Raw genomic sequence first — 24,307 nt, 5'->3', positions numbered from 1 at the left:
GAAAACGCCGTAAGTGTGCGCTTTCTCACGCGGCGGAGGGGGCGGGCGGCGGGCGGTGCGGGCGGGCGCGGTACGGTGCCGGACATGTCCGCGGAGCCTGCCGATGTGCTGCTGATCGACCGCCGTCCGGGCGGTGTCGCCGTCCTCACCCTCAACGACCCCGGCCGCCGCAACGCGATGGCGGACGACCTCACGGCCGCGTGGAAGCGGGCGATCGAGGACCTGCGGGGCGACGCGGGGCTGCGCTGCGTCGTCGTGACCGGCGCGGGCACCGCGTTCAGCTCCGGCGGCGAGCTGTCCTGGCTGGCCGAGGCCGGCGACGTGGCCGTCCCGCCGCTGCGCGACCGGATGCTGGAGTTCTACCGGACGTGGCTCGCGATCCGCGACCTCGAGGTCCCGACGATCGCCGCGGTCAACGGGCACGCCGTCGGCGCGGGACTCTGCCTGGCGCTGGCCTGCGACCTGCGGTACGCGGCGGACGACGCCAAGCTCCTCGCCCCGTTCACCGCGCTCGGCCTGCATCCCGGCATGGCCGCCACCTGGCTGTTCCCCGAGGTCGCCGGGCTGCCGCTGGCCCGCGAGATGCTGCTGGCCGGACGGGTCCTCACCGGCGCCGAGGCCGCCGAGAACGGCCTGGTCAACCGGGCCTTGCCGCGTCCGGAAGTGCTGGAGGAGTCCCTCGCCGTCGCCGCGCGGATCGCCGCGCAGGCACCGATCGCGACCCGGCTCACCAAGGTCGCCCTGGCGAACGGAGGCCACCCCGACATGGAGTCGGCGCTGCGCTGGGAGTCGCTCGCCCAGCCGGTGACGATGGCGTCCGGGGACATGCGCGAGGGCCTCGCCGCTCAGCGCGAGAAGCGCAGCCCGCAATTCTCCGGCGAGTAAAGGGCGCGGGCGCACCGCCGAGACCTTCGCCCAGATTGGCGAAAGCATGGGAGAACCCTTCAAAACGTAGGGGTTGACCTGCGGTAACGTCAAACACCCCCTGTGGATTTCGCAAAAATTCGAGTACGGTTCTGACCGTGCCCCCTAACGTTGAGGTCCGCCGCAGCCCGAGGCGCAGGCGCACCGTGTCCGCCTACCGCGAGGGCGACAAGGTGGTGGTGATGGTTCCGTCCAGGCTGAGCAAGGCCGAAGAGGAACAGTGGATCGCCACCATCCTGGAACGGCTCGCGGAGAGGGAGCGCCGGCGGCGGCCCACCGACGCCGACCTCCAGACCCGCGCGCGCGAGCTGTCGCGCCGCTACCTGGCCGGCCGCGCCGACCCGGTCAGCGTCCGCTGGGTCGCCAACCAGCGCGCCCGCTGGGGATCGTGCACCCCCGACGACGGCACGATCCGGCTCTCCACGCGGCTGCGCGGCATGCCCGGCTGGGTCGTCGACTACGTCCTCGTCCACGAGCTGGCCCACCTGCTCATCCCGGGGCACGGCTCCGACTTCTGGGAGCTGGTCGGCAACTACCCGAAGGCCGACCGCGCCCGCGGCTACCTGGAGGGCGTCGCGGCCGCCGCGCACCTGCCGCTCGAAGCCGACGCCCCGGGCGAGGTGGCCGACATCCACCACGGCGACGGCCTGCACCCGAGCGAGGAGTTCCCGCACGAGGCCGCCGGGTGACCGACGCTTCGACCGACGGGACGACCGACCGCCCGGCGCGCTGCGCCGCCGTGCTCGCGTGGCCGCCCCGCGCCGCCGGCGCGCCGCCCGGCACCGACCCGGAGGACTTCCGGCTCGCGCTGCTCGAAGACACCTACGAGGTCGTCGCCGGACTCGAACTGGTGACGCCCGCGCTCGTCCTGGACCCGCCCGACCAGCCGGACGCCGAGGCCGTCACCTGGCCCGGCACGCCCATCGTCCGGGAACCCACCCTCGCCGGCGCCTTCGCCGCCCTGCACGCCCTCGGCGCCGAGACCGCCGCGCTCATCGCGCCGGACGCCCCCGACCTGCCGCCGCTGCTGATCGGCAAGCTCTTCCGCGCCCTCGGCACGGCCCCGGCCGCCGCCTGCCAGGCCGAGGGCGCCGCCGCCCACGGCAACGGCCTGGTCGCGCTCGCCGCCCGCCTCCCGCTGCCGGGCTGGCTGGCCGGCGCCCTGCGCGAGGTCGACCTCGACACCCCGGACGCCCTCGCCCGCCTCCGCGCCGCGGCGCCGCGCCCCGGGCTCGTGCCGCAGGGCCCCGGCTGGCACCGCCTGCGCACCCCGGACGACCTGCGGTTCCTCGACCCCGGCCTCGAAGGCTGGGAGAACACGCGCGCCCTGCTGGAGGGCCACCCGCTCGGCCGCTGACGGCCCCCCTCGGCGGCCCGCCCGCCGGGAGTCACGCGCTCGCGCCGACCGCCCGGGCCACCAGCCGCCGGACCGCGGCGTCGGCCGACTCCGGAAGATCGTCCACCGGGAACCAGCGGAGGTCGTCCGACTCGTCCGACACGGCGTGCCGTGCGCCCTCCGGGGCGATCGCGACGTACTGCACGTCGAGGTGCCAGCTGCCCTCCGGGTGGCAGCGGACCTCGTGCCGGTCGAGCTGGACGGGCTCGGGCACCAGCCGCAGGCCCGTGATGCCCGACTCCTCCGTCGCCTCCCGGAGCGCGGCGCCGGCGAGCGTGAGATCACCCGGCTCGCAGTGGCCGCCGAGCTGGAGCCATGCCTTGACCTTCGAGTGCAGCGTCAGCAGGACCCGGGTGCGGGACGCGTCGAGCACGGCGGTGCTCGCCGTGATGTGGCCGTCCGCGCACTCGCGCCACATGCCGTCCGCCGGGTGCGCCTCCAGGTGCCGCAGAAACTCCGTGCGCAGCCTGTCCTGCCTGGGATCGGGGGGCTGCCACGCCGACAGGACCCGCACCGCGTCCCCGTACAGGAACCCGGGCGTCAGCGATCGCGCGCCCGGCGGCCGTGCCCCCGGAGGCGCGCTGCCCGGCGTGACCGTGTCGGGCGGGACGCGGACGGCGCCCGCGCCGGGCCCGGAGGCATGGGACGGCGATTCCGCTTCAGGCTCCCCGGCCGCGGCGCCCACAGCGCCCGGCTCACCGGTCCGTCCGCGCGCATCGCGCGAGGAACCTCTCATGTACGGCCGACACGCGGGTAGCGGGAGTTGTCGAGGCGGCGGCGCCGCCGCTCCTGGTCGAGCGGCCGCTGCCAGCACAGGCCCGCCCGCGCGATCCGCCTGCGGATCACGTTGGTGGACGAACCGGGCTCGTACACGCAGCCGTTCACCCGCGACGGGCGCGCCCGGCTCATCCGCGCGGCCCCTCGTCGCCCGGCCCCCGCTCACCGCCGGGATCGCCGCCGGGCCCCTCGCCGTCAGGCTCCTCCCCGGAGCCCTTCGCGTCGCCGGACCCCTGGGCGTCAGCGTCCTCCCCGGCGTCGCCGGTGTCCTTCTCGTCGCCGGTGTCCTTCTCGTCGGGCTTCTCGCCCTCGTCAAGGCCCTTGGTCAGCTTGGACAGGTCGATGTCGGAGAGGCCCTCGATCTCGTCGCGGCCGTGGACGAAGCCGTGCGGGTCGTCGAGGTCGTCGGAGGTCGGCAGCAGGTCGGGGTGGTCCCAGACCGCGTCCCGGCCCTGGGTGCCGCGCGCCTCGGTCAGCGACCGCCACAGCGCCGCCGCCTCCCGCAGCCGGCGGGGCCGCAGCTCCAGGCCGACGAGCGTCGCGAACGTCCGCTCCGCCGGGCCGCCCGTCGCGCGGCGCCGCCGCACCGCCTCCGCCAGCTTCACCGAGCCGGGCAGGCGCCCCTCGGCGGCCTCATTGACGACGGTGTCGACCCAGCCCTCGACCAGGGCGAGCGCCGTCTCCAGCCGGGCCAGCGCCGCCTTCTGCCGCGGCGTCTCCTCGGGCTGGAGCTGGATCTCCCCGCCGAGCGCCTCCTGGATCGCCTCCGGGTTGCTCATGTCGAGCCCCTGCACGGCCTGCTCGATGCCCGACAGGTCGACGGTGATGCCGCGCGCGTACTCCTCGACGGCGCCCAGCAGATGCGAGCGCAGCCACGGCACGTGCGTGAACAGCCGCTGGTGCGCGGCCTCCCGCAGCGCCAGGTAGAGCCGGACCTCGTCGGAGGAGACCTCCAGGCCCTCACCGAACGCCTCGACGCCCGCGGGCAGCAGCGCGCCGACGCCGTCCGGCGCGAGCGGCAGCCCCACGTCGGCGGAGCCCGTCACCTCGCGGGCCAGCGCGCCGAGCGCCTGCCCGGCCTGGCCGCCGACCATCGCCCCGGCCATCTGCTTGACCATCCCGATCAGCGGACCCGCCATCGCCTGCACGTCGGCGGGGATCTCGCCGCCGCCGAGGGCCCCGCCCATGGAGTCGACCATGCGGGACGCGATCGGGTCGCACACCTTCGCCCACACCGGGAGCGTCTGCTCGATCCACTCCGACCGGCTCCACGCCTGCGGCGTCCGGATCCCGGCGGGCAGCGTCGTCCGCTCGTCGAGCCACAGCTCCGCCAGGCGCAGCGCCTCCTCGACCTGGCGGCGCTCGGTGTCGACGACCGAGGGATCGCCCTGCTCCACCACCGTGTGCCGGGCGATGTTCTTGGCCAGGTCCCAGTTCAGGGGGCCGCCGCCCCCGCCGCCCGCGCCCTGCGCACCGATCATGTCCGCGAACCGGTGCAGCATGTCGGCGAACTGGGCCATGTCGCCGCCCATGCCCTTGAACGGATCCTGGGGCCGGTCGTCGTCGTCGCCGTCCCCGGGACGGTTGAAGCCGAACGGAGTGTCACTCATCGGTTTGCCCCTGGGATGCATGATGGGCTCATATCCGCAACGTTAGCCGGTCCCGGCAAGGTCGCGTACTCAAGGAAGGGGGCACCCCCGTGGCAACGGGCAAGGTTCGCCCTCGGCGTAGCAAGGGCCCGGTCGTCGCCGTCACCGGCGCGGCCACCGGCGCGGGGCGGCTGCTGGCCGCCCGGCTCGCCGAACGGGAAGAGATCCGCAAGATCGTCGCCATCGACGGGCACCGCGGCGACGTGCCCGGGGTCACCTGGCGCGTGTTCGACATCAGGGACCCGCTCCTGTCGGGCCGGCTCTCCGACGTCGACGTGATCGTCAACCTGGACCTCGAACGGTCCCCGGACGTGGACCACCGCGAGCGCCGCACCCACAACGTCCGCGGCGCCCAGACCGTGGTCACCGCCGCCGCCGCGGCCCGCGTCCGGCGCGTGGTCCTCGTCACGTCCGCGATGGTGTACGGCGCCGGGCCCGGCAACGAGGTCCCGCTGAGCGAGGACGCCCCGCTGCTCGCCGAGGCCAGCACCTCCATCGCCGGCGACTTCCTGGAGATCGAGGACCTGGCCGCGACCGCGCACCTCACCCACCCCGGGGTCGAGGTCACCGTCGTCCGCCCCGCCGCGCTCGCCGGGCCCGGCGTGGACACCGTCGTCACCCGGCACTTCGAGGCGCCGCGGCTGCTGTCGGTCAAGGGCAGCACGCCCGGCTGGCAGTTCTGCCACATCGAGGACCTCGCGTCCGCCCTCGACGTCGTCGTCACCGAGAACGTGCCCGGGCCCGTCGCGGTCGGCTGCGAGGGGTGGCTCGGCCCCGAGGAGGTGGCCGAGATCACCGGCAAGCGCGCCTTCGAACTGCCCGCCTCCCTGACCTTCGGGATGGCGCAGCGCCTGCACCGGCTCGGCATGACCCCCGCGCCCGCCACCGACCTGCACTACGTCGCCTACCCGTGGGTCGTCGACTGCGCGCGGCTGCGCGCCGCGGGCTGGAAGCCGCTCTACGACAACGCCGCCGCCCTGCGGTCCGTGATGGAGGAGACCGCGGGACGGCACGCCGTCGTCGGCCGGCGCGTCGGCGGCAAGGAGGCCACCATAGCGACCGCCGCGGGCGCCACCGTCGCCGCGATCGGCGCCGCGGCCGCGATCCGCCGCGCCCGCAAGCGCCGTCGCTGAGCCCGCCCCCGTCAGCTCGACGGGGGCGTGGCGCTCGGTGAGGCGGACGGCGACGGGCTCGGCGAGGCCTTCGGCTCCTGCTTGCCCGCGGCGGACAGGGCCGTCTGCGCGTCCTTGATCCGCTTCCAGGCCTCGCCCATGCCCGGGTAGTCGCCCTTCTTCTGGGCGCTCTCGTAGTCGGCCACGGCGGCCTTCAGATCCTCGATCGCCTTCTTCGCCGGCGCGCTCAACTGCTCGCCCGGCGTGTCAGGCGGAGCCGGCGACCCCGGCTGCGCCGTCGCGCCCGATCCGCCCAGCACCTGCGTCAACGCCTGCTCGAGCGTGTCGGCCGCGGCGATGCTCTCGCCGAACCGCACCAGGATCTTGCCGCGGATCGGGTAGGGCTGCTGCTCCGAGCCGCCCGCCGCCTTCGTGTACATCGGCTCCACGTACAGCAGGCCGCCACCGAACGGGATCGTCAGCAGGTTGCCGGGGACGGTCTTCGTCCCGCCCTGCCGCAGCGCGAAGAGGTCGCCCTTCACCTTCGGATCGGTCTCGAACGAGTTCTGGACCTGGCCCGGCCCCGCCGGCTGCGCGTTGCGCGGCATCTGCAGGATCTGGATCTGCCCGTAGTCGCGGCCCGGCGTCGAGCCCACCGACATGAACGCGGCGAGCTGCGGGTTGCCGCGCGGGTTGAACACCGTGGTCAGCGAGAAGGACTGGCTGTCCTGGCCCGGCATCCGCAGGCTCTGGTAGTAGGGAGGCTGCCGCCTGCCCTTCGCGGACGGGTCCTCCGGCACCTCCCAGAAGCCCTCGCCGTTGTAGAAGGCCGAGGGGTCCGTCACGTGGTACTTCGTGAGGATCTTCCGCTGCACCTTGAACAGGTCCTGCGGGTAGCGGAAGTGCGACTCCAGCTCTGGGGGGATCGACGACCGCGGCTGGACCGTGCCGTCGAACACCTTCATCCACGTCTTGGTGATCGGGTCGTTCTCGTCCCACTGGTACAGGTGGACGGTGCCGTCGTAGGCGTCGACCGTCGCCTTCACCGAGTTGCGCAGGTAGTTGATGTGGTCGTTGGCCTGCCGCGCCACCGCCGACCGCGTGTCGGTGATCGTGTCGCGGGTGGCCTCCCCGAGGCTCGTCTGCTCCGAGTACGGGTAGCTGCCGGACGTCGTGTAGCCGTCGACGACCCACAGGATGCGGCCGTTCACCACCACCGGGTAGGGGTCGCCGTCCAGCGTCAGCCAGGGCGCCGCCTTCTGCACCATCTGCCGCGGCGACCGGTCGTACAGGATCTTCGCGTTCTTGTCGATCGCGCCGGACAGCAGGAGGTTCTTGTCCTGGAACTTCGCCGAGTACAGCAGCCGGTGCGCGAACGAGTCGACCGGCACGCCGCCCTGGCCGTCGTAGGTGCTGCTCTTCTGCCCGGAGGGGCTGTTGTCCGGGTAGTTCAGCTCCTGCTGGCCCCGCCCGCCGACCACCGAGTAGCGCGGCGAGCGCTCCCCGAAGTAGATCTCCGGCTGCGCCACCTTGATCTGCTGGGTCGGGGACGCCGGCATGTCCGGGGTGATGAAGGCCGGCTCCGTCGAGTCGAAGCGGTCGCCGTAGGCGGACACGAACCCGTAGCCGTGCGTGTAGACCATGTGGTCCTTCACCCAGCTGCGCTGCCCCACCGGCGCGCCGGACAGCTCGCGCAGCGCCACCACCGTGTCGGTGAGCTTGCCGTCCACCTGGTAGCGGTCCACGTCCAGCGTGTCGGGGAAGCGGTAGAACGGCCGGATGCGCTGCAACTGCTGGAACGTCTCGCCCACCACGTTCGGGTCGAGGACGCGCACCCCGCCCTGTTCGAGCTTGGCCGCCTCGTCCTGGAGCGCCTTCTTGTCGGCCACCGGCTGCGACCCGTACGGCGCGACCTTGGCCCCGTCCACGCCGTAGGCCTGGCGCGTGAACTGGATGTTGCGCTGGATGTACTGGCGCTCCTTGGCCAGCTCGTCGGGCTTCACCTGGAACTGCTGGATCAGCAGCGGGTACACCCCGCCCAGCAGGATCGCCGACAGCACCAGCAGCGTGAACCCGACGCCCGGCAGCATCATGCCGCGCCGCAGCAGGTTGCCGAAGAACATGGCGGCGCACAGCAGGGCGATCACGGCCAGGATCGTCTTCGCCGGGAGCAGCGCGTTCACGTCCGTGTAGGACGCGCCCGTCGCCGCCCCGCGCTCCGAATGCACCAGCCCGTACCGGTCGAACCAGTACGCGACCGCCTTCAGCAGGATGAACAGGCCGAACAGCACCGACAGGTGCGCCCGCGCGGGCGGGCTCGCCTTGTCGCCCGGCCCCTGCAGCCGCAGCCCGCCGTACAGGTAGTGCACCATCACCGCGGTCAGGATCGACAGGATCACCGTCGCGAAGATCACACCGATGACGAGGCGCAGGAACGGGTACGTGAAGACGTAGAACGACACGTCCTTGTGGAACTGCGGGTCGCGCACGCCGAACGGCGTCCGGTGCAGGAACGCCAGCCAGACGGGCCACTGGCCCGCCACCGACGACCCCGTCAGCACCCCCAGCACCCCGAGCATCGCCCACAGGATCAGGCGCCGCCGCGGATCGACCACCGCGCGGTACCGCTCCAGGCCCTGCTGCTCCACCGACAGCGGCCGGTACGCCGGGCGCAGCCGGTACGCCACCACGACGTTCGCGCCCACCACCAGCGCCATCAGCAGCCCCGCCCCGAAGAACAGGACCGCCTTCGCCTGCAGCTGCGTCGTGAAGACCGACGAGAAACCGATCGAGCGGTACCAGAGCAGGTCCGTGTACACGGCCGTGAAGACAAGGAACGCGACCAGCAGCGCGGCGAGCGCCACCAGCACCGGCAGCAGCAGCCGTGTCCGTCCGGTACCGAGCCGGCGCCCGAAACCGGGAGTCCGGAAGGTCAAGTGGCCCCTCCGATCGAGATCTCACCCACCGGCCGCCCGCCGGTGCTGTAGATGCAACTTACCGACTGGCAGCGGGGTTCCCGCATTTCCCCGTGCTGAATGGGGGAAAGATGGGCCCGTGAGTCTTCTGGAAGAAGTCGTGCTGGACCTCGAACGTCACTCGGCCCAGGAGGGCTGGGACAGCGCGCCCCGCATCTACGCCCTCGTCCGCAGCTCCGAACTGCGCCGCGCCGAGCCCGAACTCGCCGAGCAGCTCGGCCTGGACCCCGCCACCGACACCCTCGCCGCCCTCGAACAGCCCGCCCTGCCCGATCGGGCGGGCGTCGAGGACGCCCTCGCCACCATCGCCTGGCCTGACACCGTCGAGGGCTGCGCCCTGGTCATGGAGCGGATCGTCCTGCCCCCCGAGGCCGAGGACGAGCTCCCCGAGGACGAGGCCGCCGCCGCCGAGTACGCCGCCTCCCACCCCGGGTGCGAGGACGTCCGCATGATCGTCGGCGTCCTGCGCGACGGCGCCCGGCACTCCGCCCTCCGGCTGCGCCGCCACGACGCCGACGACGAGGTCCTCTCCGGGCCCGACCTCGTCCCCGCCCTCGCCGAGGCGCTCGCCGCCACCCTCGAACCCGACGAGCCCGGCACACCGGAGTAAAGGTGATCGCCCGGGCGAGGTAGCCTGCGGAACGTGAGCCACAGCGTTGCCGGCGAGGGCGTCATCCGGCTGATCGGCGTCCGCGACACGCCCCTGTCCGTCGACGAGGTGTACGCCGCCGTCGGCGCCCCCGGCGCCGGCGGCACCGCCGTCTTCGTCGGCACCGTCCGCGACACCGACCACGCCCGCGCCGTCACCGCCCTGTCCTACAGCGCCCACCCCACCGCCGAACGCGAGCTCCGCGCCGTCATGGAGAAGGTCGCCGCCGACCTCCCCGTCCTCGGCCTCGCCGCCCTCCACCGCGTCGGCGACCTGCGCATCGGCGACATCGCCGTCGTCGTCGCCGCGTCCTGCCCCCACCGCGACGAGGCCTTCACCGCCTGCCGCCGCCTCATCGACGACCTCAAGGCCACCGTCCCCATCTGGAAGCACCAGGCCTTCGCCGACGGAGGCGACGAGTGGGTCGGAGCCTGCTGAGCGCCCGAACCGCATAGAGTTTCGGGCATGTCTCGTCGTGCCGCCACGCTCAGTCTCGCGAGCGTGCTCGTCCTCGTGCTCGCCCTCGTCGGCTCCGTCATGCGCGTCCCCTACGTCGCGCTGATGCCCGGGCCCACGAGCAACACACTCGGCACGAACGACAAGGGCCAGCCCCTCATCCGGATCGACGGGCGCCAGACCTACCCCGACCAGGGCCACCTCAACTTCACCACCGTCACCTACCGCGGCGGCCCCGGCGGACGCATCGACCTGTTCACCGCCCTGCGCGGCTGGCTCGCCGGCGACACCGCCGTCGTCCCCGAAGAGACGATCTTCCCGAAGAACGAGTCGCCCAAGCAGGTCGACCAGGAGAACACCCGGGCGATGCAGGACTCCCAGCAGAACGCCGAGGCCGCCGCCCTCCACGAACTCGGCATCCCCGTCACGACCCGCGTCATCGTCGACGGCGTCCAGAAGGGCCGCCCCGCCGACGGCGTCCTGCGCCCCGGCGACGAGATCACCGCCCTCGACGGCGCCGCCGTCACCAGCGTCTCCCAGGTCACCGGCACCATGGCCAAGCGCGGGATCGGCGACCCCGTCGTCCTCACCTACAAGCGCGGCGGCAAGGAGAGCAAGGCCACCCTCAAGACCGTCGCCGATCCCGAGGGCAAGCGCGCCGTCGTCGGCATCGTGCTCTCCGACCAGTACAAGTTCCCCTTCAAGATCGACATCAGCATCGGCGACGTCGGCGGCCCCTCCGCCGGCCTCATGTTCTCCCTCGCCATCGTCGACAAGCTCACTCCGGGCCCCCTGACCCAGGGCAAGTTCATCGCCGGCACCGGCACCATCACCCCCGACGGCCAGGTCGGCCCCATCGGCGGCATCCAGCAGAAGATGATCGCCGCCCGCAACGCCGGCGCCACCGTCTTCATCACCCCCAAGGACAACTGCGCCGACGCCGCCGGCTCCCGCCCCGACGGCCTCCGCCTCATCCGCGCCGACACCCTCCACAGCACCGTCCAGGCGCTCGACGCCCTCGCGAGCGGCAAGGGCACCGTCCCCGCCTGCACCCGCTGACCCCGCCCGTACGAACCACTCCCTCCCATGCCATAGACTTGAGACACCACCGCGGGGTGGAGCAGTTCGGTAGCTCGCTGGGCTCATAACCCAGAGGTCGCAGGTTCAAATCCTGCCCCCGCTACGAATCCGGGATCCCCTGGTCGCCGCTTGCGGCTTCCGGGGGATTCTTCGCTTTTCGCCCGGGGGACGATCCCCCGGAGCCCCCTGGGTGCCTCCGCCATCCCCCACCCGCCCGCCCCTGGGGCTTCGCCCCTATCCCCCCTCGGGCTTCGCCCTTTGTTTCTCCTGTGGTTCTGGGGCTCGGTCTCCCCTCGGGGCTTCTTCCGCCCCTCGCCCTCGGGCTTCGCCCTCCGGCTCCTCTACTCATTTCGATTCGTGGGTTACCAGGCGTAGGCCTCGGGGGCGGGCTTCGGGCCGTTGGGGGCGGGGGGTGGGAAGATCTCGTTCAGGCTTGCCAGGGTGTCGGCTTCTAGGGTTGTCTCCAGGGCGTTTAGCGTGCCGTCCAGTTGGGCCACCGTTCGTGGGCCGGGTCCTCGCCCAGGTCGGCGCACAGCTTCTCGTACTCCTCGACGGAGGCTCGCCGCTCCTTCAACGCGGCCGCCCAGAGGCCCGTTCCGCTGCGGGTGGCGGTGCCCTCTTGCTGCTTGCGCAGGACGCCGCTCAGGACTCCGCCGTGCAGAGGGGACCACGGGATCACGCCCAGGCCGTAGTGCCGCACGGCGGGGAGCACCTCCAGTTCCGCCCAGCGCGACATCAGGTTGTAGATCGACTGCTCGCTGACCAGCCCCAGGAAGTGGCGGTTCCGTGCGGCCTCCTGCGCCTGCGCGATGTGCCAGCCGGCGAAGTTGGACGAGCCGAAGTACAGCACCTTGCCCTGCCGGTGCAGGACGCTGAACGCTTCCCAGATCTCGTCCCACGGCGTCTCACGGTCGATGTGATGCATCTGGTAGAGGTCGACGTAGTCGGTCTGCAAACGCTTCAGGGAGGCCTCGACCGCGCGCCGGATGTGCAGTGCGGACAGGCCCCTGTCGTTGGGGCCGTCGCCCATCGGGCCGTAGACCTTCGTCGCCAGGACGGTCCTGTCGCGGCGGCCGCCGCCGGTCGCGAACCAGCGGCCGATGATCTGCTCGGTGCGGCCCGCGCCGCCCGCGCCGTCCTCGCCGCCGTAGATGTCGGCGGTGTCGAAGAAGTTGATGGAGGCGGGCGTCCTCCGCGCCGACGTCGACATCCCCTGGACGCGCGGCGTCTACTACACGCTGATCCACGAGGCGGCCAAGAACCGGGACGGGGAGAACGCCGGCGCCCTCGCGACCCTCGTCGTCGACACCCTGCTCCGCGGCGCGGGCACCCCCCACCCCGACCGTCTGTGACCACCCGCTGCCCCCTTCCGGGGGTGGTGGGAGGCCGGGTTCGTGTGGTTATGATCGCCACTCTTGCTCTCACCTGGGGTTTTGTGGGGAAGGTGGCCTTGTGTCTGTTGTGGGGCGGGCTCGTCGGCACTCGGTGGGGGACCTGCTGCATCGGACGGCTCGGCGGGATCCGCGGAAGCTGGCCGTCGTCAACGGGGATCTGCGGGTCACGTACGCGGAGTTCGACGTCGCGGTGAACCGGGCCGCGCACGCGCTGGCGGCGCGGGGGCTCGGCAAGGGCGACCGGCTCGCGCTGCTCAGCCACAACTGCTGGCAGTACGCGTTGACGGTGTTCGCCGCGGCCCGGCTCGGCGTGGTGCTCGTGCCGATCAACTTCATGCTGAACGCCGAGGAGATCGCCTACATCCTCGGGCACTCGGGGGCGTCCGGGATCATCGCTGAGGACGCGCTCGCCGCGACCGCCGAGAAGGCGCTCGCCGCGGCCGGGGTCCAGGGCGGTGTGCGCGGGTGGATCCCGCTGTCGGGCGCCGCCCCCGGGGAGGGGTGGGAGGACGTCGACGCCTGGTGGCGCGAAGGGCCCGCGGCCGCGCCGGACGTGCCGGTGGAGGACGACGACCCGCTGCGCATCATGTACACCTCGGGGACCGAGTCGCGGCCCAAGGGAGTGGTGCTGACCAGCCGGTCCCTGATCAGCCAGTACGTGAGCTGCGTGATCGACGGCGAGATGGGCGGCGACGACGTCGAGGCGCACACGCTGCCGATGTACCACTGCGCCCAGCTCGACTGCTTCTTCTCCGTCGACGTCTACCTGGGCGCCACCAGCATCATCCTGCCGGGGCCCGACCCCGCGGCGCTGCTGGAGACGATCGAGCGGGAACGGGTGACCAAGCTCTTCTGCCCGCCCACCGTCTGGATCTCCCTGCTGCGCCACCCCGACTTCGACCGGCGCGACCTGTCCAGCCTGAAGAAGGGCTACTACGGAGCCTCGCCCATGCCCGTGGAGGTGCTGCGCGAGCTCATGCGGCGGCTGCCCGGCGTGCGGCTGTGGAACTTCTACGGGCAGACGGAGATGGCGCCGCTCGCCACCATCCTGAAGCCGCACGAGCAGCTCGACCGGGCCGGCAGCGCGGGGCGCGCGGCGATCAACGTCGAGACCATGCTCGTCGACGACGAGGGTGCGCCGGTGGGGCCCGGGGAGGTGGGGGAGATCGTCCACCGCAGCCCCCACGCCGCGCTCGGGTACTACCGCGACGAGGAGAAGACCGCCGAGGCGTTCCGGGACGGCTGGTTCCACTCCGGCGACCTCGGGATCATGACCGAGGACGGCTACCTGTCGGTGGTCGACCGCAAGAAGGACATGATCAAGACCGGTGGCGAGAACGTCGCCAGCCGCGAGGTCGAGGAGGCCGTCTACGAGCTGGACGGAGTCGCCGAGGTCGCCGTCTTCGGGATCAGCCACCCGCACTGGATCGAGGCGGTCACGGCGGTGGTCGTGCCGAAGCCGGGCGCCGCACTGACCGAGGACGACGTCCACGCGCACGCCCGCGAGCGCCTCGCCCCCTACAAGCGCCCCAAGTACGTCGTCCTCGCCGACGCCCTCCCCAAGAACCCCAGCGGCAAGATCCTCAAGCGAGACCTGCGGAACCGGCACGCCGGGCTTGCGGGGGCCTGAGGCGTCTTTCGTCAGCCCAGGTGGGGGGCGAGGGTCAGGGCCAGGTGGAGGGTCAGGCGGTCTTGGCCGTTGGTGAGGGTCAGGGCCGTCAGTTCTTCTATGCGGCGCAGGCGGTGGTAGAGGGTCTGGCGGTGGATGTTCAGGGTCTTCGCCGTCTGCTGGACGTTTCCTGCCAGGTCCAGGTAGGTGCGGGCCGTTCTTGCCAGGTCCTCGTGTTCCAGGAGGCGTTCGGTGCCTGGGGTCTGGGTCGTCTGGGCCAGGGCCTCGTCGCCTGCTGTGCGCAGTAGGCGCAGGACGCCCAGGGACGTCCAGTCGCGGGTTTCGCCTGGGGCGGCGGTGCGGGCCGCCACGCGGGCGCGGAGCCAGCCCTCGTGGACGTCGTCCAGGGTGGGGCAGGGGGAGTACACGCCCGTCTGGACAGGGGCGTTGCGTTCTTCCAGTAGGCGGCGCGCGCGGGCCAGGGCGGTGGGGGCGCTGCCCACGGGGAGGAGTAGGACGTGGTCGCGCTGCCACACCGTCGCCAGGACGGAGTGGGGGAGCAGCCACGGGTTGAGGGGCTCGGGGCTGGGGGTGCGCAGGACGGCCACCGTCAGGGGCGGGTCGGCCGCTCCGGCGTCGGTGAGGTCGTCGGCGGCCTGGGTCCGGACGTCGGGGTGCGTGGACAGGAGATCGGCGACCTTCCAGCCCAGGTCGTCGCGCTCGCGGGCCTGGCGTGCCATGAGCAGGCCGGCCCGCTCGCACAGGGGCATGGCCCTGGCCGCCTGGGCGTCCGTTATGTGCCCCTTGTCGTCCAGCAGCCAGAGGTAGCCGTAGGTGACGTTGTTCCAGCGGACGGGCAGGCACAGGCGGGCCAGCTGGCCGAGGGCGGCGTCGGCCGGGATGCGGACGGGGCCCGTCGCGCGGGCGATGCCGTGGCGCTCGAAGCGGGCGCGGACGGCCTCGGTGGCGCGGCGGTGCAGGATCGAGTTCATCCGTACCGGGTCGATCGTGTCGCCGTGCGCGGCGTAGGCGACCAGATGGAAGTCGCGGTCCTCCAGCGTCGCGGGAGCGCGCAGGAGGTCGGCCGCCTGTTCCACGATTTCCTGCAGATCGGGTGCCATCGCGATTCCTTCGTACATCTGTATGAGGACGGGCCGCCCTGAAAGTGGCGTTTGACTATAGGGGCCGGGAGGCGGTGCTCCTAACGTGCGAGGTGTTCCTTGACGTTGGAGGGTTCCATGCTCAGCCCGCTTCTTCTCGCCGCCGCGCGCAGCGGACGGATGCGCGACGTCATCACCTCCGTGCCGCTGACCAGGGGAGTCGTCGACCGGTTCGTGGCCGGGGACGATCTCGACGCCGCCCTTGGGGCCGTCGGCGAACTGCGGGGCGGCGGGCTGGAGGTCACCCTCGACCACCTCGGGGAGTACACCCGCGAACCCGCCCAGGCGCGGGCCACCCGGGACGCCTACCTGCGGCTGTTCGAGGCGCTGGAGGGGCGGGCGCTCGCCGCCGGCTCCGACGCCTCGGTGAAGCTGTCCGCGCTCGGGCAGGCGCTGCCCGGCGACCTCGCGCTCGACCACGCGCGGGAGATCTGCGCGGCGGCCGGGCGGGTCGGCATGACCGTGACCCTCGACATGGAGGACCACACGACCGTCGACTCCACGCTTGAGATCCTCGGGAAGCTGCGGGTCGACTTCCCGTGGGTCGGGGTCGCCGTCCAGGCCATGCTGCGGCGCACGGAGGCCGACCTCGACGGCCTCGTGGGCGAGGGGTCGCGCGTGCGGCTGGTCAAGGGCGCCTACGCCGAGCCCGCTTCGGTCGCCCACCAGGGCAGGCACGAGGTGGACCGCGCCTACGTGCGGGCGCTGCGGCGGCTCATGCGGGGCGACGGGTACCCGATGGTCGCCAGCCACGACCCGCGGATCATCGAGATCGCGCTCTCCCTGGCCGCCGACCGCTCGCCCGCCTCCTACGAGTTCCAGATGCTCTACGGGATCCGGGCCGCCGAGCAGCGGCGGCTCGCCGAGGCCCACCGGATGCGCGTCTACGTCCCGTACGGGGCCGACTGGTACGGCTACTTCATGCGGCGGCTCGCCGAGCGGCCCGCCAACCTCGCCTTCTTCCTCCGTTCGTTCGTCTCGCGCTAAGGAGTTCTCATGGACGCCGTCACCAACGTTCCGACGCCGGCGAACGAGCCGGTGCGCGGCTATGCGCCGGGCAGCCCCGAGCGGGTCCGGCTGGAGGCGAGGCTCGCCGAGCTGACCGCCGAGGCGCCGATCGACCTGCCCATGACCATCGGCGGGGAGCGGCGGCTCGGGGCGGGCGCCAAGGTCGCCGTCGTCCAGCCGCACCGGCACGCGTCGGTGCTCGGGACGTTCGGCACCGCCACCGAGGAGGACGCGCGGGACGCCATCGCCGCCGCCCTGGAGGCCGCCCCCGCCTGGCGGGCGATGGCCTTCGACGACCGGGCCGCGATCTTCCTGCGCGCCGCCGACCTGCTCGCCGGGCCGTGGCGCGAGACGCTGCTGGCCGCGACGATGCTCGGGCAGTCCAAGACCGTCCAGCAGGCGGAGATCGACAGCCCCTGCGAGCTCGTCGACTTCTGGCGCTTCAACGTGCACTTCGCCCGGCGGATCCTCGCCGAGCAGCCGATCAGCAGCCCCGGCGTGTGGAACCGGTCCGACCACCGGCCGCTCGAGGGCTTCGTCTACGCGATCACCCCGTTCAACTTCACCGCGATCGCCGCGAACCTGCCGACGGCGCCCGCCCTGATGGGCAACGTCGTGGTGTGGAAGCCGTCGCCCACCCAGACCTACTCCGCGGTCCTGCTCATGAGGCTCCTCGAGGAGGCCGGGCTCCCGGCCGGCGTCATCAACCTCGTGACCGGCGACGGGCTCGCCGTGTCGGACGTGGCGCTCCAGCACCCGGGCCTCGCCGGGATCCACTTCACCGGCTCCACCGCGACGTTCAAGCACCTGTGGAAGACGGTCGGCGCCAACATCGACAAGTACCGCGGCTACCCGCGGATCGTGGGGGAGACGGGCGGCAAGGACTTCGTCGTCGCGCACCCGTCCGCCGACCGGGCCGTCCTGCGGACCGCGCTCGTGCGCGGCGCCTTCGAGTACCAGGGGCAGAAGTGCTCCGCCGCCTCCCGCGCCTACGTCCCCCGCTCCATCTGGGAGGACGGGTTCAAGGAGGAGCTGGCCGCGGAGGTCGACGGGCTCACCATGGGCGACGTCGCCGACCTGTCCAACTTCATGGGCGCCGTGATCGACGAGCGGGCCTTCGCCAAGAGCAGGGCGGCGATCGAGCGCGCCGAGGCCGACCCCGAGGTCGAGATCGTCGCCGGCGGGACCTGCGACGACTCCGTCGGGTACTTCGTGCGGCCCACCGTGCTCGCGTCCGGCGACCCCGAGAACGAGATCTTCCGGACCGAGTACTTCGGGCCGATCCTCGGCGTCCACGTGTACGAGGACGAGCGGTACGACGAGATGCTCGCCCAGATGGAGTCGGTCGCCGACTACGCGCTCACCGGCGCCGTCATCGCCACCGACCGGGCCGCCGCGGCGCACACCGCCGAGGTGCTCCGGTACGCGGCCGGAAACTTCTACGTCAACGACAAGCCCACCGGCGCCGTCGTCGGCCAGCAGCCGTTCGGCGGCGCGCGGGCGTCCGGCACCAACGACAAGGCCGGCTCGGTGTTCAACCTCCTGCGCTGGACGTCCCCGCGCTCGATCAAGGAGACGTTCGTCCCGCCGACCGACTACCGGTACCCGCACATGCGGTAGGCGCCCGGTCAGTCCCGGAGACCCGTGGCCGGGAGCGACACCCAGCCACGGGTGAACGGTGACTGGATACGTTCCGCGCTCTCCAGGTCCACCCCGATGCGCGGGTGGGCCCGGAGGAGCTCCTCCAGCGCTACGCGGGCCTGGAGTTTGGCCAGGTGCGACCCGATGCAGAAGTGCACGCCGCTGGAGAAGCCCAGGTGGCGCGGGATCTCACGGGTGACGTCCAGCCCGCCCGCGGACGGGCCGAACTCGCGCTCGTCCCGGTTCGCCGACCCGAACAGCATCATCACCTTCTCGCCCTCGGGGATCTCCGTCCCGTGCAGGGTCACCGGGCGGGTGGTCGTCCGGGCCAGCGCCTGGACCGAGCTCTCCAGGCGCAGGAACTCCAGCAGCGCGTTCGGGATCAGCGACGGGTCGGCCGCCAGCCGCTCGCGCTGCCCGTGGTCGCCGTCCAGCAGCGCCACGCCGTGCGAGACGAGGTTCCCGGTCGTGTCGTTGCCGCCCGCCACCATGACGAAGCAGAAGCCGAGGACGTCCCAGTCGGTGAGGCGCTCCCCGTCCACCTCGGCCGCCGCCAGTGCGCTGATCAGATCCTCGGACGGATCGGCGCGGCGCGTGGCGATCACGTCGGTGAAGTAGCCGAACATCTCCGCGACCGCCTGCACCGCGCCGTCCCGCGCCGAGCTCAGGCCGAACCCCTCGTCCTGCAAGGTCGTGAGCGCGGACACCCACGGATCGAACTTCGCGCGGTCGGCCTCCGGGACGCCGAGCAGATGCGCGAGCGCGAACGTGGGCAGCGGTGAGGAGAAGTCCCGGTGCAGGTCGGGGGTCTCGCCGTCGGCCGCCCTGCGCTCCATCAGAGCTATCCGGGAGCGGGCGAACTCGCGCAGAAGCCCTTCCAGCGCCGCCGTCCTGCGCGGGGTGAAGCCGTGGCTGACCAGGCGCCGCAGGACGGTGTGGCGCGGCGGATCCAGCATGACGATCGTCGGGGCCAGGCCCAGCGTGCCGATCTCGTCCGGGTAGAACGTCAGGCCCTGCGCGGAGGAGAACGCGTCGGCGTTCCGCGTCGCCGCCCAGACGTCGCCGAAGCGGGACAGCGCCCAGAACGGGGGTTGCTCGTGGCGGTGCACCGGCTCCTCGTCCCGGAGCCGCCGGTACGCGGGGTAGGGGTCGGCCTGGAACCCGGGGTCGAAGGGGTCGTAGACGTCCGCCATGGCCGGCCTCCGGTAATAACAGGCGCCGTTATTAACGCCTCCTGTTAGTATCACCGGCGTGCCGAAGGACGCAAGCGCCACCCGCGACGCCCTCATCCGCGCCGGCGCCCGCCTCTTCGCCGCCCACGGCATCGACGCCGCCCGCACCCGCGACATCGTCGCCCTCGCCGGACAGGCCAACGACTCCGCCGTCACCTACCACTACGGCTCCCGCGACGGCCTCCTCGACGCCATCCTCCGCGCCGGCGTCGCCCGCATGGAACCCGCCCGCGCCGCCACCCTCCCCGGCCTCCGGCCAGACGACCTCCACGCCGTCGTCGGCGCCGTCGTCCACCCCACCGCCGCCGAACTCCGCACCCCCCACGGCCGCGACTTCCTCCGCATCACGGCCCAACTCGCCGGACGCGCCGGAATCCGCGACCACCGCCCCCCGCCCCTCCTGCACGGCACCGCCCTCCAGCAGCAGCTCCACCTCCTCGAAACCGCCTGCCGCGCCACCCTCCCCGAACCCCTCGCCCTCGAACGCATCTCGCTGTTCATCGCCTTCCTCACCGCCGCCCTCGCCGACCGCGCCACCCGCACCCACACGCCCGACACGCCCCCACCCGTCCCCGGCCACGACACCTTCACCACCGACCTCACCGCCATGCTGACGGCCGCCCTTCAGGCCCCCGCAACAATCCGTTTGCCTAAGCAACCCCCACCCCATACAGTTGACCCATCACCGCGGGGTGGAGCAGTTCGGTAGCTCGCTGGGCTCATAACCCAGAGGTCGCAGGTTCAAATCCTGCCCCCGCTACGAATCCGGGATCCCCTGGTCGCCGCTTGCGGCTTCCAGGGGATTCTTCGCTTTTCGCCCGGGGGACGATCCCCCGGAGCCCCCTGGGTGCCTCCGCCATCCCCCACCCGCCCGCCCCTGGGGCTTCGCCCCTATCCCCCCTCGGGCTCCGACCCTCGCCCCCTCGGGGTTCGCCTTTGCTTTTCTCGGTTTCCTGCTCTGGGGCTTCTCGCCTGTGTAGGTGGGCGAAACCGGCCACGCGCGGCACGCGCCGGGGTGACTCGGTGGACCGGGTTTATGGCGTTTCCTGCATGGTTCTCACTGGGCTGAGAACAAGATCACAATCGCTCGTTCGGCGCCGCTGGGACGCTCTCCCCGCGAAATGATCGGACGCAAGAAAGCGGGACAAACCACAGTTCCAAGGAGGACCGTCATGAAGGAATGCAACGTCTCGCAGGGGACCCACACGTGGGGTCCGGCTGACGCCAGCGGGGTGCAGCGGTGCACCAACACCAGCGCCACCGGCGCCTGGAAGTCGTGCCCTGCCACCAAGAGTTGAGCTTGCTCGCTCTCAACCACCGGTCCTCCGCGACATGCGGAGGACCGGTCCATCGAGGACCTCACCGTTGGAGTGTCCTGGTCAAACCCGCCTACGGGGATGGCCGAGACGACGCCTCCTCTTCCATGACGGCGCGGATCCGGCTCCACGCTTGCTCGGGGTCGGTGTCGGGGGCGGGTTCGAAGACGAGCACGCCGTCTCCCAGGTCGAGGGTCAGGACCGGGGTGCCCGTCTCGGTGAGCATCGGCTCGCTCGTCTCCACGCCGTACGGTGCCTCCAGGACGCTCATCTCGGCGTCTCCGTGCGGATCGAACATCAGCAGCCCCGGTGCCGCCCACAGGGCGCCGCGGAGCAGGGCCTTCTCGGGTACGGCGACTCGGTCGTACGGCAGGGGACCGCAGAATCGGCCGATCAGGCAGAGCCTGGGGCGGCGGCCCGCGGTCAGTTCGGCCACGATCTCGTCGGTGTCGCCGAGGGCGGGCGGGATCACGTAGAACGCCAGCCCGGGCCGTGGACCGTCCAGCTGGCGACGGTACGAGCGCAGCGACGGCCGGCGCCGGAACCTTCGATCGACGGCAGGGCGCAGGAACAGACCCGCGGTGAAGCCCAGCGCGCACGCGACGGCAACGGACAAGGCAAGAGACATTTCGGAATCCTAGCCATCTGCCTGGCACGCGCGCCGGTGCCGCAACCAGCGCGAGACCCGGGCCCAGGGAGTGCCGGCTCCTTGCACGCGTCTCGGCGTGATCACGATCGACTCCGGGTCCATCGGCCACCCGGCGGTGGTGAGGCTCAGCCGGTCGTCGAAGGGGACGCGCCCGCCCTCGTTCCGGGGGAGCGCGCTTCGGACGAAGCAGCGGTGCAGAAGTAGTTCGCGGCGCTGGTCCAGTGGATATTCCTCGTCTGGTGGGTCCCAGGCTTGCGGGGGGTCCTCGCCGATGTCCACTTCGCCGTCCCAGTTGAAGTGCAGGCCGTCCTCGTCGGCGTAGAAGCGCTGGAACGTCGTATGCCATTGTGAGTTCGAACCCCAGCCGTGTGAGAGGTCGAAAGTCGGCCGCGGTTCCCGGCAGTAGGTGAAGTACAGGGTCGAGGTCGTGGCCACCTCGGCGCCGATCAGGTGCCGTGGGGCCCGCACCCGGACCCCGGCTCGGCTGAACAGCAGGTCACCGAACCAGAAGCCCGGCCACAGCACCTCCTCGACGGTCACCTGCGTCGCGGTCTCGTCCTGCACCACGGCGAAGATCTCGTGGTGGAAGGGGGAGAACGCCTCGGCTCGCTCGAACGGGGTCAGGCCGATCTCGGTGAAGAACTCCGTGTGGACTGCCAGGGCGGACTCGTCCAGCCTGCGGGGGCCGTGCACGCCGGGGGTGGTGCTCGTCCGCCAGCCCCGGAGTTCGTCCCTGTGGGTGATGCTGCCCTCGATGACGGGGCGGCCCCCAGTGATCCCGAAACCGGGCGGCGGGTCCCCCTCGGGGCAGGAGAGTTCGAGCAGGTAGTCGCTGGTCCTGCTCAGCGCGTACAGCTTCGCGAGCCGCCACCACTGGTCGTCATCGATGGTGTACCCGCGGGCGGGAATCGGTTCCCGTTTGCGCAGTGGAGCCAGTTCGGCCAGATGGGCGGCCGCCGTCCGCCGGTGGCCCGCCAGGTACGCCCGGCGGGCGCCGGGGTCGTCGAGGTCCTCCAGATTTCGGAAGAGCTTGCGAAGGTAACCCAGGTCGCGGTCCATAGTGCGATTGTGACGCGGGCGATCACAGCGGGGCGACGGCTTATCCGGGGGCCCTTAGCCTGGGGGTGTGCGGAAACTCTTGGGTGGGGTCGTCGACTTCTGTTGCGTGCTCGTCTTCGTCGCCATCGGGCGGGCCTCGCATGAGGAGGCGGCCACTGTCAGTGGGTTCCTGTCCACCGCCTGGCCGTTCCTCGTGGGGCTCGGGGCCGGGTGGGCCCTTCTGCGGGCTTGGCGGCGGCCTGAGGAGGTCTGGCCGGTCGGTGTCGGGGTCTGGGTGTCGACCGTCGTCTTGGGGATGGTGCTCCGGGTCGTCGCGGGGCAGGGGACGGCGCTCGCGTTCGTGATCGTGGCCTCCGTCTTCCTCGGGGCGGCCCTGCTCGGGTGGCGCGCGGGGGCCCGGGTCGTCGCGGCTCGGAAGGTCTCCGCCGGGCATTGAGGCCGCTTGTGGGGCGCCTCCAAATGACCGGCCGGTCTCTTTGCTGATCGAACCGGTTGACGGGGTCGCGCCGCCCTGGTGAAGTTACCCGCGAGTTTATGTACGGGCGCGAGCCTTGCCTGTGAAGGGGACACGATGCCATCTGCGCTGCGCGACTGGCTGGACAAGCCGAACACCGGACGCGGCGTTCACCTTGCCGCCGACGACGGGGGCTGGGAGTTCCGCGACTACGGTGGGCTGGCGTCGGCCGCGCGACGCACCGCGGGGGCGATGATCGAGGAGGGCGTCCGGCCGGGCGACGTCGTGTGCCTCATCCTGCCCACCGACTTCACCTGCGTCGAGACGTACTACGCGGTCTGGGCCGCGGGGGCCACGGTGTGCCTGATCACTCCGCCGCTGTTCCAGGACGGAGACGACTACGTCGCCCATGTGGCGGCGATCCTGCGGCAGGCTTCGCCGGCGCTGGTCGTCGCGTCCGACGGGCTGGCCGACCACGCGCGGCGCGCCATGGCCGAGGCCGGGGTGGAGGGCGAGCCCTGGCTGCCGCGGCAGGCCGAGGAGGAGGCCGAGGTCCAGCCCGCGGGCGAGCTCGCACTGCTGCAGTTCACCTCCGGGTCCAGCGGCTCCCCGCGCGGGGTCATGGTCACCTGGGAGAACCTGGAGGCCAACAGCGAGCTGATCGCGCGGATGGCCGGCTACGAGGACGGCGACGTCGTGGCCTCCTGGCTGCCGCTCTACCACGACATGGGGCTGATCGGCTGCTTCCTCACGCCCATCGCGCGGCAGGGGACGCTCAAGCTGATGCGGCCCGACCACTTCATCCGCGACCCGGCACGGTGGCTGCGGTGCTTCGCGGAGGCGGCGCACACGGCGGCGCCGCCGTTCGCCTACGCCTACTGCGCGCGGCGGGTCAAGCCGGAGCAGCTCGAAGGGCTCGACGTGTCCGGCTGGAAGATGGCGCTGATCGGGGCCGAGCCCATCGACCCGCACGCGCTGGAGGTGTTCGCGCAGCTCCTGGAGCCGTTCGGGTTCTCCCGGACGATGTTCAAGCCGGCCTACGGGATGGCCGAGACGACGCTGCTCGTCACCATGGACGACGCCCCGCGCAACCCCCTGGCCGTCCGGCCCGACCCGGAGGCGCTGGCGTTCGGGCAGCCCGTCCGGATCCTCGACCAGCACCCGCTCGGGGCCGAGTCGCTCGGCGCCAAGGCCGGGTGGGTCGTCGGCTGCGGGACGCCCGAGGACGACGTGCCCGTCTCCATCGTCGACGACGACGGCAACGAGCTGGGGAGCGGGCTCCTCGGCGAGATCGTCGTGGGCGGTCCGTCGGCGTGCCCCGGCTACTACGCGGGGGCCGAGGCCAAGTCGACCCGGTTCATGGACGGGAAGGTCTACACCGGCGACGCCGGGTTCTTCCACGAGGGGCAGCTCTTCGTCCTCGGGCGGATGGGCGACAGCATCAAGGTGCGCGGCCGCTCGGTCTACGTCGAGGACCTCGAATCCAAGATCGCCGAGGTGAGCGGGCTCGGGAAGGGCCGCATCGTCGTGGTCGGCGTCCCCGGCGCCGGGCGCAAGGGCCTCGCGCTGTTCGCCGAGACGCAGGACGAGTCCTGGATCGGCGGGGTGCGCGAGATGCTGCGGCGGCGGCTCGGGGACGACGTGGAACTGACGATCGTCGTCGGCGCCGGGCTGATCCAGCGCACCTCCAGCGGCAAGCCCCGCCGCCGTTACATGTGGGAGAGGCTCCAGGGCGGCCACCTGGAGGGCGCGCGGACCATCGCCTGA

Annotated in this window: 23 protein-coding genes and 2 tRNA genes; 16 read left to right on the top strand and 9 right to left on the bottom strand. The window is 72.1% G+C overall.

The annotated features are described in order from the left end of the window. The first annotated feature begins 84 nt into the window (after positions 1–84). The 3 genes from FKD65_RS14025 to FKD65_RS14015 all read left to right on the top strand — a co-directional run bounded on the left by FKD65_RS14025 (position 85) and on the right by FKD65_RS14015 (position 2,281). On the top strand, positions 85–885 hold the full coding sequence (locus tag FKD65_RS14025) for an enoyl-CoA hydratase/isomerase family protein (RefSeq protein WP_141577921.1): 801 nt from the start codon (positions 85–87) through the stop codon (positions 883–885). 137 nt (positions 886–1,022) lie between these two features. Beyond that, positions 1,023–1,613: a M48 family metallopeptidase gene (locus FKD65_RS14020; protein ID WP_240810132.1), complete on the top strand. Its 591-nt coding sequence runs from the start codon at positions 1,023–1,025 to the stop codon at positions 1,611–1,613. Next, a complete protein-coding gene (locus tag FKD65_RS14015; protein WP_240810430.1) occupies positions 1,610–2,281 on the top strand; it encodes a hypothetical protein in 672 nt (223 codons plus the stop codon). Before FKD65_RS14020 ends, FKD65_RS14015 begins: the two co-directional genes overlap by 4 nt. A 31-nt stretch (positions 2,282–2,312) precedes the next feature. On the opposite strand, the gene FKD65_RS14010 is transcribed toward FKD65_RS14015, so the two are convergent. The 3 genes from FKD65_RS14010 to FKD65_RS14005 all read right to left on the bottom strand — a co-directional run bounded on the left by FKD65_RS14010 (position 2,313) and on the right by FKD65_RS14005 (position 4,707). Beyond that, complete coding sequence (locus tag FKD65_RS14010; RefSeq protein WP_240810323.1) at positions 2,313–2,834, bottom strand: NUDIX hydrolase; 522 nt, start codon at positions 2,832–2,834, stop codon at positions 2,313–2,315. 218 nt (positions 2,835–3,052) lie between these two features. Continuing rightward, entirely contained in the window at positions 3,053–3,229 is a 177-nt protein-coding gene (locus tag FKD65_RS44190) for a hypothetical protein (RefSeq protein WP_168221034.1), read from the bottom strand. Further along, a complete protein-coding gene (locus FKD65_RS14005; protein WP_141577919.1) occupies positions 3,226–4,707 on the bottom strand; it encodes a zinc-dependent metalloprotease in 1,482 nt (493 codons plus the stop codon). The genes FKD65_RS44190 and FKD65_RS14005 overlap by 4 nt, the downstream gene beginning before the upstream one ends. Positions 4,708–4,796: 89 nt before the next feature. Between FKD65_RS14005 and FKD65_RS14000 the strand changes: the two genes are divergently transcribed. After that, positions 4,797–5,879 (top strand): NAD-dependent epimerase/dehydratase family protein, encoded by a 1,083-nt coding sequence (locus tag FKD65_RS14000; RefSeq protein ID WP_141577918.1) that lies wholly within the window; start codon positions 4,797–4,799, stop codon positions 5,877–5,879. Between the two features lie 11 nt (positions 5,880–5,890). On the opposite strand, the gene FKD65_RS13995 is transcribed toward FKD65_RS14000, so the two are convergent. Then, positions 5,891–8,794, bottom strand: coding sequence for a UPF0182 family protein (locus tag FKD65_RS13995; protein WP_141577917.1), 2,904 nt, complete (start codon positions 8,792–8,794; stop codon positions 5,891–5,893). Between the two features lie 118 nt (positions 8,795–8,912). Between FKD65_RS13995 and FKD65_RS13990 the strand changes: the two genes are divergently transcribed. From FKD65_RS13990 to FKD65_RS13975, 4 genes are all read left to right on the top strand, one after another. Then, complete coding sequence (locus FKD65_RS13990; protein ID WP_205718659.1) at positions 8,913–9,443, top strand: PPA1309 family protein; 531 nt, start codon at positions 8,913–8,915, stop codon at positions 9,441–9,443. A gap of 33 nt (positions 9,444–9,476) precedes the next feature. Beyond that, the gene (locus FKD65_RS13985; protein ID WP_141577916.1) at positions 9,477–9,920 is read left to right on the top strand and encodes a molybdenum cofactor biosynthesis protein MoaE; all 444 of its coding nucleotides are present in this window, start codon (positions 9,477–9,479) and stop codon (positions 9,918–9,920) included. Positions 9,921–9,947: 27 nt separating this feature from the next. Beyond that, positions 9,948–10,997 (top strand): PDZ domain-containing protein, encoded by a 1,050-nt coding sequence (locus FKD65_RS13980; RefSeq protein ID WP_141577915.1) that lies wholly within the window; start codon positions 9,948–9,950, stop codon positions 10,995–10,997. A gap of 50 nt (positions 10,998–11,047) precedes the next feature. After that, positions 11,048–11,121: transfer RNA gene (locus tag FKD65_RS13975), tRNA-Met, on the top strand. 369 nt (positions 11,122–11,490) lie between these two features. Here FKD65_RS13975 and FKD65_RS13970 read toward each other — a convergent pair. Next, positions 11,491–12,228, bottom strand: coding sequence for an aldo/keto reductase (locus FKD65_RS13970; protein ID WP_240810131.1), 738 nt, complete (start codon positions 12,226–12,228; stop codon positions 11,491–11,493). On the opposite strand from FKD65_RS13970, the gene FKD65_RS13965 reads away from it, so the two are divergent. Further along, positions 12,194–12,370 (top strand): hypothetical protein, encoded by a 177-nt coding sequence (locus FKD65_RS13965; RefSeq protein ID WP_205718658.1) that lies wholly within the window; start codon positions 12,194–12,196, stop codon positions 12,368–12,370. The two genes, FKD65_RS13970 and FKD65_RS13965, sit on opposite strands and share 35 nt — an antisense overlap. Before the next feature lie 100 nt (positions 12,371–12,470). Continuing rightward, on the top strand, positions 12,471–14,042 hold the full coding sequence (locus FKD65_RS13960; RefSeq protein WP_205718657.1) for an acyl-CoA synthetase: 1,572 nt from the start codon (positions 12,471–12,473) through the stop codon (positions 14,040–14,042). 11 nt (positions 14,043–14,053) lie between these two features. Here FKD65_RS13960 and FKD65_RS13955 read toward each other — a convergent pair whose 3' ends face one another. Beyond that, positions 14,054–15,142, bottom strand: a complete 1,089-nt coding sequence (locus FKD65_RS13955) for a CdaR family transcriptional regulator (RefSeq protein ID WP_168221033.1) — start codon at positions 15,140–15,142, stop codon at positions 14,054–14,056. Positions 15,143–15,259: 117 nt separating this feature from the next. On the opposite strand from FKD65_RS13955, the gene FKD65_RS13950 reads away from it, so the two are divergent. Continuing rightward, positions 15,260–16,168, top strand: coding sequence for a proline dehydrogenase family protein (locus FKD65_RS13950; protein WP_141577912.1), 909 nt, complete (start codon positions 15,260–15,262; stop codon positions 16,166–16,168). A gap of 9 nt (positions 16,169–16,177) precedes the next feature. Continuing rightward, complete coding sequence (gene pruA / locus FKD65_RS13945) at positions 16,178–17,809, top strand: L-glutamate gamma-semialdehyde dehydrogenase (RefSeq protein WP_141577911.1); 1,632 nt, start codon at positions 16,178–16,180, stop codon at positions 17,807–17,809. 8 nt (positions 17,810–17,817) lie between these two features. On the opposite strand, the gene FKD65_RS13940 is transcribed toward pruA, so the two are convergent. Beyond that, positions 17,818–19,023, bottom strand: coding sequence for a cytochrome P450 (locus tag FKD65_RS13940; RefSeq protein ID WP_141577910.1), 1,206 nt, complete (start codon positions 19,021–19,023; stop codon positions 17,818–17,820). 58 nt (positions 19,024–19,081) lie between these two features. Between FKD65_RS13940 and FKD65_RS13935 the strand changes: the two genes are divergently transcribed. After that, a complete protein-coding gene (locus FKD65_RS13935; protein ID WP_141577909.1) occupies positions 19,082–19,771 on the top strand; it encodes a TetR/AcrR family transcriptional regulator in 690 nt (229 codons plus the stop codon). After that, a tRNA-Met gene (locus FKD65_RS13930) sits at positions 19,749–19,822 on the top strand. Before FKD65_RS13935 ends, FKD65_RS13930 begins: the two co-directional genes overlap by 23 nt. A gap of 629 nt (positions 19,823–20,451) precedes the next feature. On the opposite strand, the gene FKD65_RS13925 is transcribed toward FKD65_RS13930, so the two are convergent. After that, entirely contained in the window at positions 20,452–21,006 is a 555-nt protein-coding gene (locus FKD65_RS13925; protein ID WP_141577908.1) for a hypothetical protein, read from the bottom strand. A gap of 9 nt (positions 21,007–21,015) precedes the next feature. Further along, positions 21,016–22,086 carry a hypothetical protein gene (locus FKD65_RS13920; RefSeq protein ID WP_141577907.1) on the bottom strand — a complete coding sequence of 357 codons (1,071 nt, stop codon included), beginning with the start codon at positions 22,084–22,086 and terminating at the stop codon, positions 21,016–21,018. 67 nt (positions 22,087–22,153) lie between these two features. Here FKD65_RS13920 and FKD65_RS13915 point away from each other — a divergent pair, with 67 nt between their 5' ends. Both FKD65_RS13915 and FKD65_RS13910 read left to right on the top strand, forming a co-directional pair. After that, on the top strand, positions 22,154–22,522 hold the full coding sequence (locus FKD65_RS13915; protein WP_141577906.1) for a DUF3054 domain-containing protein: 369 nt from the start codon (positions 22,154–22,156) through the stop codon (positions 22,520–22,522). 135 nt (positions 22,523–22,657) lie between these two features. Next, a complete protein-coding gene (locus FKD65_RS13910) occupies positions 22,658–24,307 on the top strand; it encodes an AMP-binding protein (RefSeq protein ID WP_141577905.1) in 1,650 nt (549 codons plus the stop codon).

The sequence above is a fragment of the Actinomadura sp. WMMA1423 genome (assembly GCF_006547145.1).
Classification (GTDB): domain Bacteria; phylum Actinomycetota; class Actinomycetes; order Streptosporangiales; family Streptosporangiaceae; genus Spirillospora.
This window is presented reverse-complemented; position numbering and strand designations above follow the sequence as displayed.

What these genes read in the sequence shown, in the direction of transcription:
- FKD65_RS14025 (WP_141577921.1), top strand. Translation starts at nt 85, where the DNA reads ATGTCCGCGGAGCCTGCCGATGTGCTGCTGATCGACCGCCGTCCGGGC.
- FKD65_RS13920 (WP_141577907.1), bottom strand. Translation starts at nt 22,086, where the DNA reads ATGGACCGCGACCTGGGTTACCTTCGCAAGCTCTTCCGAAATCTGGAG.
- FKD65_RS13950 (WP_141577912.1), top strand. Translation starts at nt 15,260, where the DNA reads ATGCTCAGCCCGCTTCTTCTCGCCGCCGCGCGCAGCGGACGGATGCGC.
- FKD65_RS13925 (WP_141577908.1), bottom strand. Translation starts at nt 21,006, where the DNA reads ATGTCTCTTGCCTTGTCCGTTGCCGTCGCGTGCGCGCTGGGCTTCACC.
- pruA (WP_141577911.1), top strand. Translation starts at nt 16,178, where the DNA reads ATGGACGCCGTCACCAACGTTCCGACGCCGGCGAACGAGCCGGTGCGC.
- FKD65_RS13940 (WP_141577910.1), bottom strand. Translation starts at nt 19,023, where the DNA reads ATGGCGGACGTCTACGACCCCTTCGACCCCGGGTTCCAGGCCGACCCC.
- FKD65_RS13910 (WP_141577905.1), top strand. Translation starts at nt 22,658, where the DNA reads ATGCCATCTGCGCTGCGCGACTGGCTGGACAAGCCGAACACCGGACGC.
- FKD65_RS13970 (WP_240810131.1), bottom strand. Translation starts at nt 12,228, where the DNA reads ATGTCGACGTCGGCGCGGAGGACGCCCGCCTCCATCAACTTCTTCGAC.
- FKD65_RS13955 (WP_168221033.1), bottom strand. Translation starts at nt 15,142, where the DNA reads ATGGCACCCGATCTGCAGGAAATCGTGGAACAGGCGGCCGACCTCCTG.
- FKD65_RS13965 (WP_205718658.1), top strand. Translation starts at nt 12,194, where the DNA reads ATGGAGGCGGGCGTCCTCCGCGCCGACGTCGACATCCCCTGGACGCGC.
- FKD65_RS44190 (WP_168221034.1), bottom strand. Translation starts at nt 3,229, where the DNA reads ATGAGCCGGGCGCGCCCGTCGCGGGTGAACGGCTGCGTGTACGAGCCC.
- FKD65_RS13980 (WP_141577915.1), top strand. Translation starts at nt 9,948, where the DNA reads ATGTCTCGTCGTGCCGCCACGCTCAGTCTCGCGAGCGTGCTCGTCCTC.
- FKD65_RS14005 (WP_141577919.1), bottom strand. Translation starts at nt 4,707, where the DNA reads ATGAGTGACACTCCGTTCGGCTTCAACCGTCCCGGGGACGGCGACGAC.